Origin of the sequence: Streptomyces sp. NPDC048248 (assembly GCF_043201875.1) — a bacterium.
In the GTDB taxonomy this organism is placed as follows: domain Bacteria; phylum Actinomycetota; class Actinomycetes; order Streptomycetales; family Streptomycetaceae; genus Streptomyces.
Genome location: NZ_JBICZL010000001.1, coordinates 640,541 through 654,170, shown reverse-complemented (window position 1 = coordinate 654,170; position 13,630 = coordinate 640,541). Strand labels below are relative to the sequence as shown.

Genomic DNA, 13,630 nt, shown 5'->3' with positions numbered 1-13,630 from the left:
GGCGGCAGGGGGAGAGGCTCCGACCGCCACGCAACTTCCGCCCTGCACCGAGGTGTCAGCGACCGCCGGTGATCTTGCGGCTGCGCTGGTCCCGGCCGGGCCCGCCGTACGGGTAGTCCGCCGCACCCGGGTCACTGACCTCGTCCAGCCGGGCCCGCTCCTCCTCGGACAGGTGCAGCCCGGCCGCGGCGAGATTGTCCGTCAGCTGCTCGATCGTGCGCGCGCCGAGGATCACCGAGGTCACGGTGGGCCGGTCGGCCACCCACGCCAGGGCGATCTGCGCCATCGAGACGCCGCGCTCCTCGGCCAGCGTCCGCACCTCGTCCACCACGGCCCAGGTGCGCTCCACGCGCCCTCGCCGGTCGTACGCCTCCACGCCGCGCTCGGGGTTCTCGCCGAGCCGGGTCGCCCCGGTCGGTCGCTCGTCGCGCCGGTACTTGCCGGTCAGCCAGCCGCCGCCGAGCGGGCTCCACGGCAGCAGCCCGAGGCCCTCGGAGGCGCAGGCCGGAGCGATCTCCCACTCGATTTCGCGGGACAGCAGGCTGTACTGCGGCTGCAGCGTCACCGGCCGGGCCAGCCCGCGGAAGTCGGCGACGTCCACCGTCTTCTGGATCTGCCAGCCGGTGAAGTTGGACAGCCCGACGTAATGGATCTTGCCTCGGCGCACGGCGTCGTCGAGGAAGCCCAGGGTCTCCTCGACGGGCGTGAGCGGGTCCCAGGAGTGGACCTGGTAGAGGTCGATCGTCTCGACGCCGAGCCTGCGCAGCGAGGCGTCCAGCGCACGGTCGAGGTGCCGGCGCGACAGGCCGACGTCGTTGGGGCCGCCACCCATGGGGAAGCGTCCCTTGGACGCGATGACGACCTGGTCGCGTACCTCGGCGGAGGTGCTCGCAAGCCACCGCCCGACGATCTCCTCGGACACACCCGCGCTGTACACATCGGCGGTGTCGACGAAGGTGCCGCCCGCCTCGACGAACCGGTCGAGCTGCGCATACGCGCCCTTCTCGTCGGTCTCGTTGCCGAACGTCATGGTGCCGAGCGCGAGCGTCGAGACACTGCATCCGCTCCGGCCCAAAGTGCGGTACTCCACGGTCGTTCTCCTTGTCAGCACTGCGCATCGGGATCGCGGGCCGACCGGCCCGCGCGGTCTTTCAGACTGTCGCGGACGACCGTCATCCGTCCAATAGAAGAAAGCGGACGGATTCAGCAGCTACGCTTCTCAGTCATGGAACTACGCCAGCTCGAATACTTCGTCGCCGTCGCGGAGGAGCGTCACTTCACCAGGGCGGCGCAGCGGATGCTGGTCTCCCAGTCGGGGCTCTCCGCGTCGGTGCGGGCCCTGGAACGTGAGCTGGGCGCCCCGCTCTTCGTCCGCACCACCCGGAGCGTCGAACTCACCGGCGCGGGAAAGGCGTTGCTCCAGGAGGCGACCCGCACGCTCGCGGGGGCCCGGGCCGCCAAGGAAGCGGTGGCGGCCGTCCAGGGGCTGCTGCGCGGCAGCCTCTCGGTCGGCATCGAGCAGTGCGTGACGGTGGACATCGCGGCGCTGCTCGCACGGTTCCGCGCGCAGCACCCGAACGTCGAGGTGCACCTGCGCCAGGCCGGCTCGGTCGTGCTGGTGGACGACATCGCCGGTGGGCGCCTGGACCTGGCCTTCGTATCGCTGCCGGGCCCGGCGCCCGAAGGCGTGCGGCTGCTGCCCGTCCGCTGTGAGCCGATGGTTCTGCTCTGCCATCCCGACCACCGCCTCGCGGGCGGCGAGCAGGCGGAGTGGGCGGAGCTGCGGGGGGAGACTTTCGTGGACTTCCACCCCGACTGGGGCGCCCGCCGTCTGACCGACCGGGCCTTCGCCGCCGGCCGTACGGACCGGCATGTCGCTCTGGAGGTCTACGACGTCCACACCCTGATCGATCTCGTACGCCACGGGCTGGGCATCGCCGTCGTTCCCCGGCCCATCGCCCGCAAGCCCGAGGCGGCGAGCCTGTGCGCGCTGCCGCTGACAGGTGCGGAGGAACAGACCTGGGAGGTGTCCGTGGCCCTGCCGGCAGGCGACCGGCCGGGCCCGGCAGCCCATGAGCTGCTCTCCTACCTGGACCGCTGACCCGCCTGCCGGGCCCGGAGGTCTCCGGGCCCGGCAGCCGTGCGCTATCGCGCGAGCCACACCGCCTGGTCCTGGGGCAGCATGCCGTCCTCGACCGGCCCGCTGGCCAGCAGCACCGACGAGTGCTCCGGCAGCCGGTACGGCTCGGCCGAGAGGTTGACGACGCAGACGAAGCCCGGCTCACGGCTGAACGCCAGCACACCTTCCGGGGCGTCCAGCCAGGTCATGTCGCCCTCACCCAGGGCCGGCAGATCACGGCGCAGGTGCAGCGCCCGGCGGTAGAGCTCCAGCATGGACGCGTCGTCGCCGTCCTGCCCCGCGACGCTGTGGTCCTTCCACTCCGGGGGTTGGGGCAGCCAGGGCTCGCCGGTGGCGCCGTCGGGACTGAAGCCGTACGGCGCGCTGCTGCCGGACCACGGGATCGGCACCCGGCAGCCGTCACGGCCGCGGTCGGTGTGGCCGGAGCGCTCCCAGCACGGGTCCTGCAGGACCTCGTCGGGCAGGTCCTCGACCTCGGGAAGCCCCAGCTCCTCGCCCTGGTAGACGTAGGCGCCACCGGGAAGGGAGAGCATCAGCAGGGCGGCCGCGCGGGCCCGGCGGGTACCGAGTGCCAGGTCGAGCGGGCCTTCGGGCCGGTAGACCTCGTTGGCCACCCACTTCTTGACCACCTTGCGGCCCAACCGGCTGGGGTGGCGGGTGACGTCGTGGTTGGAGAGCACCCACGTGGCCGGCGCGCCGACCGCGCCGAGCGTGGCGAGCGAGCTGTCGATGACCTCGCGCAGATCCTTGGCGTCCCACGAGGTCATCAGGAAGTCGAAGTTGAACGCCGTGTGCAGGCCGTCCTCGCGGACGTAGCGGGCGAGCCGCTCGGGGCTGGGCGCCCAGGCCTCGGCGACGAACTTGCGGTTGCCGGGGAACTCGTCGGCGACCCGGCGCCAGGCGCGGAAGATCTCGTGCACCTCGTCGCGGTCCCAGTGCGGGTGGTCGAGCCCGCCTTGCGGGGCCACGGCGCCCCCGTCCGGGCGGGGCGGCAGGTCGGGCAGGTCGGGGTGCTTGACGAGGCCGTGCGCCACATCGATGCGGAACCCGTCGACGCCGCGGTGGAACCAGAACCGCAGGATGTCCTCGAACTCCGCCCGAACCTCCGGGTGTTCCCAGTTGAGGTCCGGCTGCTCGGGAGCGAACAGATGCAGGTACCACTGCCCGTCGGGCAGCCGGGTCCACGCCGGTCCGCCGAAGCAGGACTGCCAGTTGTTGGGCGGCTCGGCGCCATCCGCGCCGCGGCCCTGCCGGAAGACGAAGCGGTCCCGCTCGGGGCTGCCCTGCCCGGCGGCCAGCGCGGCCCGGAACCACACATGCTGGTCGGAGACGTGGTTGGGCACGATGTCGGGGATGACCCGGATGCCGTGCTGATGGGCTTCCTCGATGAGCGCCTCGGCCTCGGCCATCGTGCCGAACCGCGGATCGATCTCACGGAAGTCCGCCACGTCGTAACCGTGGTCGGCCATCGGCGACTTGTACCAGGGGTTGATCCAAATGGCGTCGATGCCGAGGGACTTGAGGTACGGCAGGCGGGAGCGGATGCCGGCGATGTCACCGACTCCGTCGCCGTTGCCGTCCGCGAAGCTGCGGATGTAGACCTGGTAGATGACGGCGCTGCGCCACCACGGGGCGGTGCTGGACATGAGCTGGGTACTCCTCGGAGCGTGATGAAGCGGGAAGGGGTATCTGGGTAGGGAGGGCGGGCGGTTGTGGCGCTACTTGGCCGCACCCGCGGTGAGCCCGGCGACGATCCGGCGCTGGAAGAGCAGCACCACGATCACGAGCGGGATGGTGACGAGAACGCCGGCCGCCATCTGACTGCCGAAAGGCGTCTCGAACTGCGAGGCGCCGGAGAACTTGGAGATCGCCACCGGTGCGGTCTGGATCTCCGGCTTGTTCGTCATCGTCAGGGCGATCAGGAACTCGTTCCAGGCGGCGATGAACGTGATGATCGCCGTGGTGAAGATGCCCGGCGCGGCGAGCGGGATGATCACCTTGCGGAACGCCTGGCCGCGCGTACAGCCGTCGATCATCGCGGCCTGCTCCAGTTCGTCCGGCATCTGCCGGAAGAACGCGGTGAGGTTCCAGACCGCCAGCGGCAGCGTGAAGGACATGCTCGGCACGATCATCGCCTGGTAGGTGTTGATCCAGCCGAAGCCGACGAACATCTTCAGCAGCGGCACCACGATCGACACCACGGGGAACATCGAGGTGGCGATGATCAGGGTCAGCACCAGACGCTTGAGCCGGAACTCCAGCCGGGCCATCGCATAGGCGGTGAAGGTCGCCAGAATCAGCGCCAGAACGGTGGTGATGCCGGCCACCAGGACGCTGTTGAACAGCGCCCGGCTGAACCCCTGGGACGGGTCGAGGACCGCGAGGTAGTTCTCGAAGGAGATCCGGGTGGGGAAGGGCGAGTTCTCGAAGATGTCGGACGTCCGCCGCAGGCTCGACACCAGCATCCAGTAGAACGGTGCGAGGCAGTAGACCACGACCCCGGCGACACCCGCGTACAGCAGCCACTTGCGCCAGTTCAGGGAGAGTGTCATGCCGCCACCTCCGTGCGGCGGCGCGACAGCAGCCGGCGGCGCCCGGGGGCCCCGTCGTCTCCGACGACATTGGCGCCGAGCAGCCGGACGAAGGCCAGCGCGATGAGGAAGACGTACACGAAGAGGATCACCGCATAGGCCGCGGCCGGCCCGAACCGTACGTTCGACGCCTGGTCCTGGGCGAGCATGGACAGTGTCTCCACCGAAGTTTTCTGCGCGCCGACGAGGATGTACGGCAGGTCGAACATGCGCAGCGCGTCGAGTGTCCGGAAGAGCACGGCGACCAGCAGGGCGGGCTTCACCAGCGGCAGAGTGATGTTCCAGAACTGGCGCAGCGGACCCGCGCCGTCGATCCTGGCCGCCTCGTACACCTCCTTGGAGATCACCTGGAGGCCGGCGAGCACGAGCAGGCCGATGAACGGTGCCGTCTTCCACACATCGGCGACGATGACCGCGACCTTGGCGTGCCAGCCCTCGGTCGTCCACAGCACCTGCTGCCCGATGAGGGCGTTCGCCACGCCGTCGGCATTGAAGATCCAGCGCCACAGCAGACCGGTGACGGCGGTGGGGATGGCCCACGGCACCAGGATACCGGCCCGTACGAGGGCCCTGCCCCGGAAGGCGTGGTGCATGATCAGCGCCATGGCCACGCCGATCACCGTCTCCAGCGTGACCGTGGTGAAGGTGAGGAACGTGGTGTTCCAAAAGGCGTTCCAGAACCGATCGCCGGCCTCCCCGAAGATCGCCGTGAAGTTCTCCAGTCCCACGAACGGGTCGGTCTCCCGGACGAAGCCGGTCTCGGGATCGAGGCCCGGCGCCCCGTACAGCGAGTCCTTGAGGGCAACGATGGTCGGGTAGAGCACCACGACCGCCAGGACCAGCAGTGTCGGGGAGATCAGCAGGGTCGCGAGCCGTCCCGTGCCGGACGTCGCCCGGGGGCGTCGGCGCCTGCCCTCGGGCGGTACCGGCGGCCGAGCCGACGAACCGTCGCGCGGGCCGTCGCCCGGAGCACCGGGAGCACCCGCCGCCGCGTCATCCTGGCTGTCTTCGTCGGTCCCGGGTGCGTTGTGCGTCTTCATCATGACGGTCTCCTCACTCCGCCGCCGGCTGCTGCCGGAGGGCCTTCTGGAGGTCCTCCAGGGCCTGCTCGCTGCTCTTGGCGCCGGTCATTGCGGCGTAGGACTCCCGTTGGATGGCCGTGGTCACGTCGCCGTACTGGAAGACGCGGGGCCGTGGCACGGCGTGCACGATCGACTGCTTGAGGGTGGGCAGGTACGGATACTTCTTGATCAGCTCCGGGTCCTGGTACAGCGCCGCGTACGTCGGCGCGGCCGGCGCGTGGGACAGCGTGAACCGCTGGATCTTCTGGCTCGCGAAGAAGTTCATGAAGTCGATCGCCGTGCCCTTGTTCTCGGCGGAGGCCGAGAGGGCCAGGTTGTGGCCACCCAGGCTGGAGGAACCGGTCCCGTCGAGGCCGGGCAGCGGTGCGACACCGAACTTCCCCGCGACCTTGCTGGAGCCGTCCTTCTTCTGTGCCAGCGGATACATGTACGCCCACTGCCGCTCGAAGATCAGCTTGCCTGCCTGGAACGCCCGGCGACCGTCCTCCTCCTGGTAGGTGACGGCGTCCTTCGGGATCGTGCCGTCCTTGAGCGAGCCGACCAGGAAGTCCAGGCCCGCCTTCGCCGCGGGGGAGTCCACCTGCGGCTTGCCGTTCGCGTCGGTGACGACCCCGCCCGCGGAGTTCACTGCCTCGGCGAAGTTGACCGTCAGACCCTCGTACTTCTGGAACTGCCCGGCGTAGCACGACATGCCGCGCGCCTCCGGCAGCTTCTTCACCTCGGCGCAGTCCGCCTTCATCTCGGCCCAGGTGGCCGGAGGCTCGGCGATGCCGGCCTTCTTCAGCAGATCGGTCCGGTAATACAGCATGCCGCCGTCCGAACTCGCCGGGATCGCGTACACGCCGCCGCGGTACTTCCCGGTCTCCACGATCGGCTTCAGCATCTGCCGCAGCGGAAACCGGTCATCCGGCAGCCGGTCGACCCACCTGTGCGCCGCGAATTCCGAGGTCCACACGGCGTCGAGCGACAGCACCGTATAGGCATCGGACTTCGTCTGCGCGTTCTGGATCATCTGCTGACGCTGCGCGTCGGGGTCGGTCGGCAGCTGGACGAAGGTGACCTTCTCCTTCGGGTGCGCCTTGTTCCAGCGGTCGAGCACCATCTGGACACTTCCGGTGCTGTCCCTGCCAGCGACGTACGTGATGGGGCCGCGCCCCTCGAAGGTGGTGGATCCCGAGGTGGCGGTGGACGCGCTCCCCGCGGGGGCGCCACACGCGGCGAGGGCGGCCAGCCCTGCGAGCACCGCGCCCGAGCCATGGGTTGCTCTTCTGGTCCTGCTTTTCACTGTCTCTCCTGCTGTGCGGAGCGGATGGGGCCCCGCAGATCACTCGGTGGGAAGCCGCTGACCGGTCTTGGCGGAGAAGAAGTACTCCCCGCCCGGGCGGATGCGCAGGGTGACCCGCTCGCCCTTGGCGGGCGGGGTGCGTGGATCGACGCGGGCGATGATGGCGGCCGGGGTTCCTTCGTGGCCGTCGAGGTCACCGTAGGCGTAGGCCTCGGAGCCGAGCTCTTCCACCATGGTCACGGTCATGCTCAGACCGGGTTCACCGGCGCCGACGGGCTCCAGTGCCTCGGGCCGGAAGCCGAGCACGAGCTTGTCGCCGCCCTCGTCCGCTGCCGCGGCCAGGACCCGGCGGCTCAGCGGGATGGCCGCGCCCCCGATCCGCGCGGCGCCCTGCGTGATGGGCACTTCCCGGAGGTTCATCGTCGGCGAGCCGATGAAGGACGCCACGAACACGTTCGCCGGCTCCGCGTAGAGGGTGCGCGGAGCGGCGCACTGCTGGAGCAGCCCGTCCTTGAGCACGGCCACCCGGTCGCCCATCGTCATGGCCTCGACCTGGTCGTGGGTGACGTAGACGGTGGTGACCGCGAGCCGCCGCTGCAGCGCGGCGATCTGGGTACGGGTCTGGACGCGCAGTTTGGCGTCCAGGTTGGACAGCGGTTCGTCCATCAGGAAGACCTGCGGCTCGCGGACGATGGCGCGGCCCATGGCGACGCGCTGGCGCTGGCCTCCGGAGAGCGCCTTGGGCTTCCGTTCCAGATACGGCTCCAGGTCGAGGATCTTGGCGGCCTCCTGCACCCGACTGCGTATCTCGGCCTTGCCGGCCCCGGCGATCTTCAGGGCGAATCCCATGTTGTCGCCGACACTCATGTGCGGGTAGAGGGCGTAGTTCTGGAACACCATGGCGATGTCGCGGTCCTTCGGCGGCAGGTGCGTCACGTCCCGCCCGCCGATGCGGATCACGCCGTCGTCCACGTCCTCCAGGCCCGCGAGCATGCGCAGGCTGGTGGACTTGCCACACCCCGACGGTCCGACCAGGACCAGGAATTCGCCGTCGGCGATGTCCAGATGGAGGGCGTCGACCGCGGGGCGATCGCCACCCGGATAGCGCCGGGTCACTTTCTCGAATCCGACAGTGGTCATGCGGGTCCCTTCACCGGCAGGGGAGTTGCCGGACGGTGCAAGCGGAGAAAGGGGCCGATGTGCGGCGCCGTGGAGCGGCCCGAGCGGGGCCGTAGGTCGCGCCGCGACCCAGGGAAACACGCGTGGTGGAGATGATGACTGCGCTGTCTTACCGCCGGTGGGGGGTACACCCAATGTCAGCGGTACGGAGATCCATTCGCAGCGGGTAACGCCAATCACTCCGTAACAACGCTTGCAAGCTAAGAGTGGGCGAAGGTGAAGTCAACGTGTTACGTGCCGGTAACCTGCCGCTATTGCGCCTGTATTGTGCACCTTTTGGGGCGGCTTTCCACAGCTGAACCCCGGAATTGCGGCGGGACAGCGTTGTCAGGAGCTACTCGTGACAGCGCTGTCTCGAACGGTTCCCGGTGTGGCCGCATGGTGCTACCGTCCCGGTCATGCCACCAGCTCAGCGGCACCCGACTCTGGCCGACGTCGCCGAACGCGCCGGGGTCTCCGCCTCCACCGTCTCCCGCACGCTCCGCGGGCTCTCAACCGTCTCTCCCGAGGTACGCGCCCGGGTCGAGAAGGCCGCCCGCGAGATGAACTTCGTCGTCTCGCGCCAGGCATCCAGCCTGGTCACCGGCAAGACCGGCGTGGTCGCTGCACTCGTGCCCACCCTCAACTCATGGTTCATCGGCTCGGCGCTGTCCAGCCTCGGCCCGGTGCTGCGCGAGTCCGGCCTGGAGCTGCTGGTCTACATCACGCCCGACATGGACGAACGGTCCACTTTCTTCGAGCGCCTCCCGGCCCGGCGGAACGCCGACGCGCTGCTGGTCTTCTCCTTCGACCTCTCCAAGGAGGAGAGCGCCCGTCTGGACGACCTCAACATGCCGGTGATCTACATCAGCCAGCACGCCGAGGGCCGGCCCAGTGTGTACGTCGACGATGTGCGGGGCGCGCACCGCGTCACCCAGCACCTGCTCAATCTCGGGCACCGCCGGATCGCCTTCGTCAAGACGATCGGCGCCAGCGGATTCACCTTCAGCTCCCACGAGCGGCTGATCGGCTATCAGCAGGCGCTGAACGAGGCGGGCATCGCCCCTGACGACGACCTCGTGGTCGACACGCTGGTCGCCGACAAGCGCGGGACGATGGAGGCGATCGGCCAGTTGCTCAGCCTGCGTGAACCGCCCACCGCGATCTTCGCGGAACAGGACGAGGTCGCGGTCTCCGTGATCTGGACGCTGCGTCAGAGCAATGTCGAGGTACCCGAGCGGATGTCCGTGGTGGGCTTCGACGACCATCAGATGGCCGAGTGGTCGGACCTGACGACGATGGCCCAGTCGCCCTCGGACATTGGGCGCGCCGCCGCCGATCTGGCCCTCTCCCTCATCAATGAGCCGGACGCGGACCAGGAGCGGCACGTCGTGCTGCCCACCCGGCTGATCCCGCGCGGCAGCACGGCCCCGGCGCCCGCACAGGCCACGGATGCCGCTGCCGCAGGTGAGGCGCGCGAGTAACCGTCGCGGGCCCGGTGCCACCGGGGAGGTGGGGAAGAGTCGCCCGGAGCCAGGTTTTCCCTCCCGGTCTCAGGGCACTCGGACTTTGCAAGGCCGTGCAGCGGCAATTCCACCCCGGCCGCGCGCCGGGGAGCAGGACGGAGGAGGAGATCCATGTTGAAGGCGATCGCAGATGTGCTCCGGGCCATCGGCGGTGCCATCGCCACCGTCGTCACCCTGCCGTTCCGGGCAGTCGCCCGGCTCTTCGGCGGCGCTTCGGACACTGCGCACGGTCACCACTGAGAGGTTGAGGCGCGTCGCCCCTCCCAGCGGAAACCGCATGGTGCCCGAAGGCGTACGGCACCATCCCTGACGCCCCGGCTGGTCTCCCCCGTCCAGCCGGGGTTTTCCGCGTTCGGAAGAGCCTGCCCCATAAGGGACGACACGCCGGCCGCTACGGGCTCCGCCGTCTCATCCGGGGATGGCGCGCCCTGCCGGCGCAGGGACGTGCGGTGGTGAAACCGCTCCGGCCGGTCCGCCCGACCACTGTCGCAGTGGTGGGTGGACCGGCCGGAGCGTGTATCCAGCTGAGCCGTCCAGCTGTGCTGCCTCAGTGGTGAGCGCGACCACCACCGCCGTTGAGACCGGCGTTGGTTCCGGTCACCGTGCACTTCACCAGGTCGAGAAGTGCGCCCAGTCCCGCGTTGGCCTGCTGCGGAACGTCGTTCGGCAGGTTCCCGTTCGTATGAGCCGGACGGGTGTCCGCGCAGTGGGACGTGTCTGCGGCTGCAGGGCCGGCCGAGAGGATGCCGGCTCCTCCTGCCAGGACACCCGCGCATGCAGCGAGGACCGCGGTCTTCTTGATCTTGTTCATCACATCGCCTTTCCTTCGCCCGAGCCCGACTGGCCGGGACAACTTTTCTCACCCGCCTCCGGCCAGGTGCTCTTCACCGGCCGAGGTTTCTCGCGAGGGGCGTGCGTATCGCCCACCCGCCCTCGGCGGTGTCTGTCGGTGCCGCGGCCCGCCGGCTGAACGGTTCAGTCGGCCGCGGCCGGGAAGTCCCTCCGCCATGGGTGGGCGAATGGGTTCGGCTCCGGGGTGCTGTTGACACCACGCACGCTCCTCGAAGGAAATCGATCGGGTGCGGCAATCGTCACCAGCCCGGTGGGCAACGGCCACCGGTCCCGGCCCATCGGAGTGACCACCTCCTGAGCCAGGCTGCCCGGGGCATGCCGAACGGCCCATCAACTTCGGTGCGTCAGTGCCCGGCCGCTCTCACCGGCCAAAGCAAGGGCCGAAGCTGTGGACTGAATTCGAATCAGCTGCTGACGCGAGGGGAGAGCTCGTGCTGGGGCAGCTGCGAGGAGAGCTGTACCGGGCAGGCGACCGGGCGATCTGACCATCCATCGGGTGGTGGCGGGGAGGCAGGCCGGGGCCGAGGCCCGGGAGCGGTAGGTCCGCCCGGGTGCCCGGTCCGCCCTCCACCCGGCGGCCAGTCATCCGGGGGTGGCGTCGGCGATGTGGAACCGAACGAACTTGCGCGTCCTCACGTACGTGCGGGCAGGAAGCGCCGTGGCACGGGCCCCTCAGGACGGGAGCAGTCCTGCCGATCGGTCGGGGCAAGGGCCCTCGGGTGCTCCCCACCCACCTGCCCTTACGGAGGTCGGGGCCGTGGCCGCGGGGTGAGTGTCGATCGATCAGGGGGACAGCGCGGTACCGAGGGAGTCGGCGCCCATGATCTTCGGTGCGCCCTTCTCGTAGAAGACGTCCAGTTCGGTCAACGTGAACCCGGCGGCCGTGAGCATGTCGACGATCGGCCGGGTGAGGTGGCATCCGCCGAAGAGCCGACGCTGCATCGGCTCGAAGCGGTGTTGCCGGCGGCGCACTTCTTCGTCTTCCGCGGGCGCCAGCCCGTGCTCCACGAAGTGCAGGGACCCGCCGGGCTTCAGGACGCGGCGCAGCTCGCGGAGCGCGGCGTCGGCGTCCGGGATGGTGCACAGCGTCCACGTGGACAGGGCGGCGTCGAAGCTGTTGTCGTCGAACGGCAGCGACTGGCCGTCCAGGCCCGCCCGCTGCACCGGGACCCGTGTCTTCGCGAGGCGTTTGCCGGCGAGCCTCCACCCCAGGTCGGACGGCTCCACAGCGGCTACGCGGTTGAGGGTGCCCGGGTAGAACGGCACGTTGAGGCCGCTGCCGAATCCGATCTCGATGACGTCGCCCTGGAGACCGTCGCAGACTCGGCGTCTCAGGAGGCCGGCCGGCTTGACCCCGCACAGGACATTGATGATTCGCGGCAGCACGCGCTCGTCGTAGAACCCCATCACGACCTCCGGGTCTCGGTTTCCAGCATGGCACCGGCGTGGTACGGGCGCACCGCTGCGGTCGCGGGAGTCGCGGACTCGTGCAGGCGGCCGTCTGTCTGCGGCCGTCTGTCTCTGCGGAGGCGTCGGCGGGCGGGCGTGGCCGAGCGTCGGCGTGTCGGCCCGGTGGCAGGTGGCATCGGGCCGCCCGGGGCCGGGGCGGACCGACCGGACTCTCAGGACAGTCCGTTGACCGTGCTGCGGACCTTGTTCACGATGCCGGCCGGGAGTGTCGCGTACCCCTGGAAGCTCAGGTCCTCCTGGCCCTTCTTGCTCGCGACATACGTCAGGAACGCCTTGGTCGCGGGCCAGGTCGCCGGCTTGTTGCCCTTGTCGCAGACGATCTCGTAGGTGACCACGTCGACCGGGTAGGCCCCGGGCGCCTTCGTCGCATAGTTGATCTGGAGCGTGAGGTCCTTGCCCTTGCCGACGACCTTGGATTCGGCGATCGACTTGGAGGCGGAGAGGATGCTGGCCTGGACCGGGGCCGGTGCTCCCGTGGAGAGGGCGACCGTCGGGATATCGCGCGCGGCCGCGTAGGACAGTTCGAAGTAGCCGATCGAGCCCTCGGTCTGCTTCACCTTGTCGGCGAGGCCGGAGGAACTCTCCGCCGACTGACCGCCCTTGGCCTTCCACTCCTTGCTGTGCTCGTACGGCCATTCGTTCGGGGCGGCCGTCCTCAGGTAGGAGGTGAAGCCGTCGGTCGTGCCGGAGGAGTCGGACCGGTGCGCTGCCCGGATCTCCGTCGACGGCAGCTCGACGCCGGAGTTGAGCTTCGCGATGGCCGGATCGTTCCACTTCGTGATCTGCGCGTTGAAGATCTTGGCGAGCGTGGGGGCGTCCAGCGTCAGCTCTTTCACGCCCGGGAGGTTGAAGCCGACCGCGACCGGCCCGCCGACCATCGGCAGATGCACGGCCTGACCCTTGCCGGAGCAGACCTTCTCGGACCGGGAGACCTGCTCGGTGCTCAGCGCGGAGTCGGAACCCGCGAAGGCGGTCCTGCCCGCGAGGAAGTCACTCTGGCCGTCGCCGGACCCGTTGCCCGTGTAGTTGATCTTGATGTCGGGGCAGGCTCGCGTGTACTTCTTGATCCAGTTCTGCATCGCGTACTGCTGCGCCGTCGAGCCGGAAGCCTGCAGAGTGGTCGCCTTCCCGCACGGGATGCCGCCGGCGGCGCTGGTCGCGGCGGCAGCGGTGGGAGTGGGTGAGGCGTCGCCGGAGCCGGAGCTGTCACTCGAACCGCAGGCCGTCAGTGCCAGGGCTCCCGAGACGACGGCCGAGCCGCACGCCAGGGCGCGCAGGGCGCTCATCCGTTGCTGCTTCACTCTCGGGTGCTCCTGTCTGCGGGCGGCCGGTGACCGGCGGGGCGAGGGGGTGGTCGCCCGGCCGCTGCGCATGAATAACCATACGCAATCACGCGAAAACGGTCGGTAATGAAGGGCGGGAGTGTTCCGCGTGGACAGATCGGTGACGAACACCCTCGCCCAAGGCATCTCCTGAACGCTCCCGCAAAGACTGCGCTGAGGTCGTGTACACGTCCGTCGCATGTA

12 protein-coding genes are annotated in these 13,630 nt (G+C 69.5%); 3 read left to right on the top strand and 9 right to left on the bottom strand.

From position 1 onward, the window contains the following. Positions 1-55 precede the first annotated feature (55 nt). Positions 56-1,090 carry an aldo/keto reductase gene (locus tag ACGFZW_RS03140; RefSeq protein WP_393891232.1) on the bottom strand — a complete coding sequence of 345 codons (1,035 nt, stop codon included), beginning with the start codon at positions 1,088-1,090 and terminating at the stop codon, positions 56-58. A 135-nt stretch (positions 1,091-1,225) separates the two neighbouring features. Here ACGFZW_RS03140 and ACGFZW_RS03135 point away from each other — a divergent pair, with 135 nt between their 5' ends. Then, positions 1,226-2,101: a LysR family transcriptional regulator gene (locus ACGFZW_RS03135; RefSeq protein ID WP_393891231.1), complete on the top strand. Its 876-nt coding sequence runs from the start codon at positions 1,226-1,228 to the stop codon at positions 2,099-2,101. A gap of 44 nt (positions 2,102-2,145) precedes the next feature. Here the strand turns inward: ACGFZW_RS03135 and ACGFZW_RS03130 are convergent, their stop codons facing one another. The 5 genes from ACGFZW_RS03130 to ACGFZW_RS03110 all read right to left on the bottom strand — a co-directional run bounded on the left by ACGFZW_RS03130 (position 2,146) and on the right by ACGFZW_RS03110 (position 8,238). Then, a complete protein-coding gene (locus tag ACGFZW_RS03130) occupies positions 2,146-3,786 on the bottom strand; it encodes a glycoside hydrolase family 13 protein (protein ID WP_393891230.1) in 1,641 nt (546 codons plus the stop codon). A gap of 72 nt (positions 3,787-3,858) precedes the next feature. Next, a complete protein-coding gene (locus ACGFZW_RS03125) occupies positions 3,859-4,692 on the bottom strand; it encodes a carbohydrate ABC transporter permease (RefSeq protein ID WP_393891229.1) in 834 nt (277 codons plus the stop codon). Further along, positions 4,689-5,774 (bottom strand): carbohydrate ABC transporter permease, encoded by a 1,086-nt coding sequence (locus ACGFZW_RS03120; protein ID WP_393891228.1) that lies wholly within the window; start codon positions 5,772-5,774, stop codon positions 4,689-4,691. Before ACGFZW_RS03120 ends, ACGFZW_RS03125 begins: the two co-directional genes overlap by 4 nt. 10 nt (positions 5,775-5,784) lie before the next feature. After that, entirely contained in the window at positions 5,785-7,098 is a 1,314-nt protein-coding gene (locus tag ACGFZW_RS03115; RefSeq protein ID WP_393891227.1) for an ABC transporter substrate-binding protein, read from the bottom strand. A gap of 39 nt (positions 7,099-7,137) precedes the next feature. Beyond that, positions 7,138-8,238, bottom strand: coding sequence for an ABC transporter ATP-binding protein (locus tag ACGFZW_RS03110; protein ID WP_393891226.1), 1,101 nt, complete (start codon positions 8,236-8,238; stop codon positions 7,138-7,140). Between the two features lie 437 nt (positions 8,239-8,675). Here ACGFZW_RS03110 and ACGFZW_RS03105 point away from each other — a divergent pair, with 437 nt between their 5' ends. Next, positions 8,676-9,740: a LacI family DNA-binding transcriptional regulator gene (locus ACGFZW_RS03105; RefSeq protein WP_393891225.1), complete on the top strand. Its 1,065-nt coding sequence runs from the start codon at positions 8,676-8,678 to the stop codon at positions 9,738-9,740. Positions 9,741-9,893: 153 nt separating this feature from the next. Beyond that, positions 9,894-10,022 carry an LPFR motif small protein gene (locus tag ACGFZW_RS03100; protein WP_263398772.1) on the top strand — a complete coding sequence of 43 codons (129 nt, stop codon included), beginning with the start codon at positions 9,894-9,896 and terminating at the stop codon, positions 10,020-10,022. 307 nt (positions 10,023-10,329) lie between these two features. Here ACGFZW_RS03100 and ACGFZW_RS03095 read toward each other — a convergent pair whose 3' ends face one another. The 3 genes from ACGFZW_RS03095 to pstS form a co-directional block, all read right to left on the bottom strand. Then, positions 10,330-10,593 carry a hypothetical protein gene (locus ACGFZW_RS03095; protein WP_393891224.1) on the bottom strand — a complete coding sequence of 88 codons (264 nt, stop codon included), beginning with the start codon at positions 10,591-10,593 and terminating at the stop codon, positions 10,330-10,332. An 824-nt stretch (positions 10,594-11,417) separates the two neighbouring features. Continuing rightward, positions 11,418-12,041 (bottom strand): class I SAM-dependent methyltransferase, encoded by a 624-nt coding sequence (locus tag ACGFZW_RS03090; RefSeq protein ID WP_393891223.1) that lies wholly within the window; start codon positions 12,039-12,041, stop codon positions 11,418-11,420. Positions 12,042-12,256: 215 nt separating this feature from the next. After that, a complete protein-coding gene (gene pstS / locus ACGFZW_RS03085; protein ID WP_393891222.1) occupies positions 12,257-13,405 on the bottom strand; it encodes a phosphate ABC transporter substrate-binding protein PstS in 1,149 nt (382 codons plus the stop codon). Positions 13,406-13,630 lie beyond the last annotated feature (225 nt).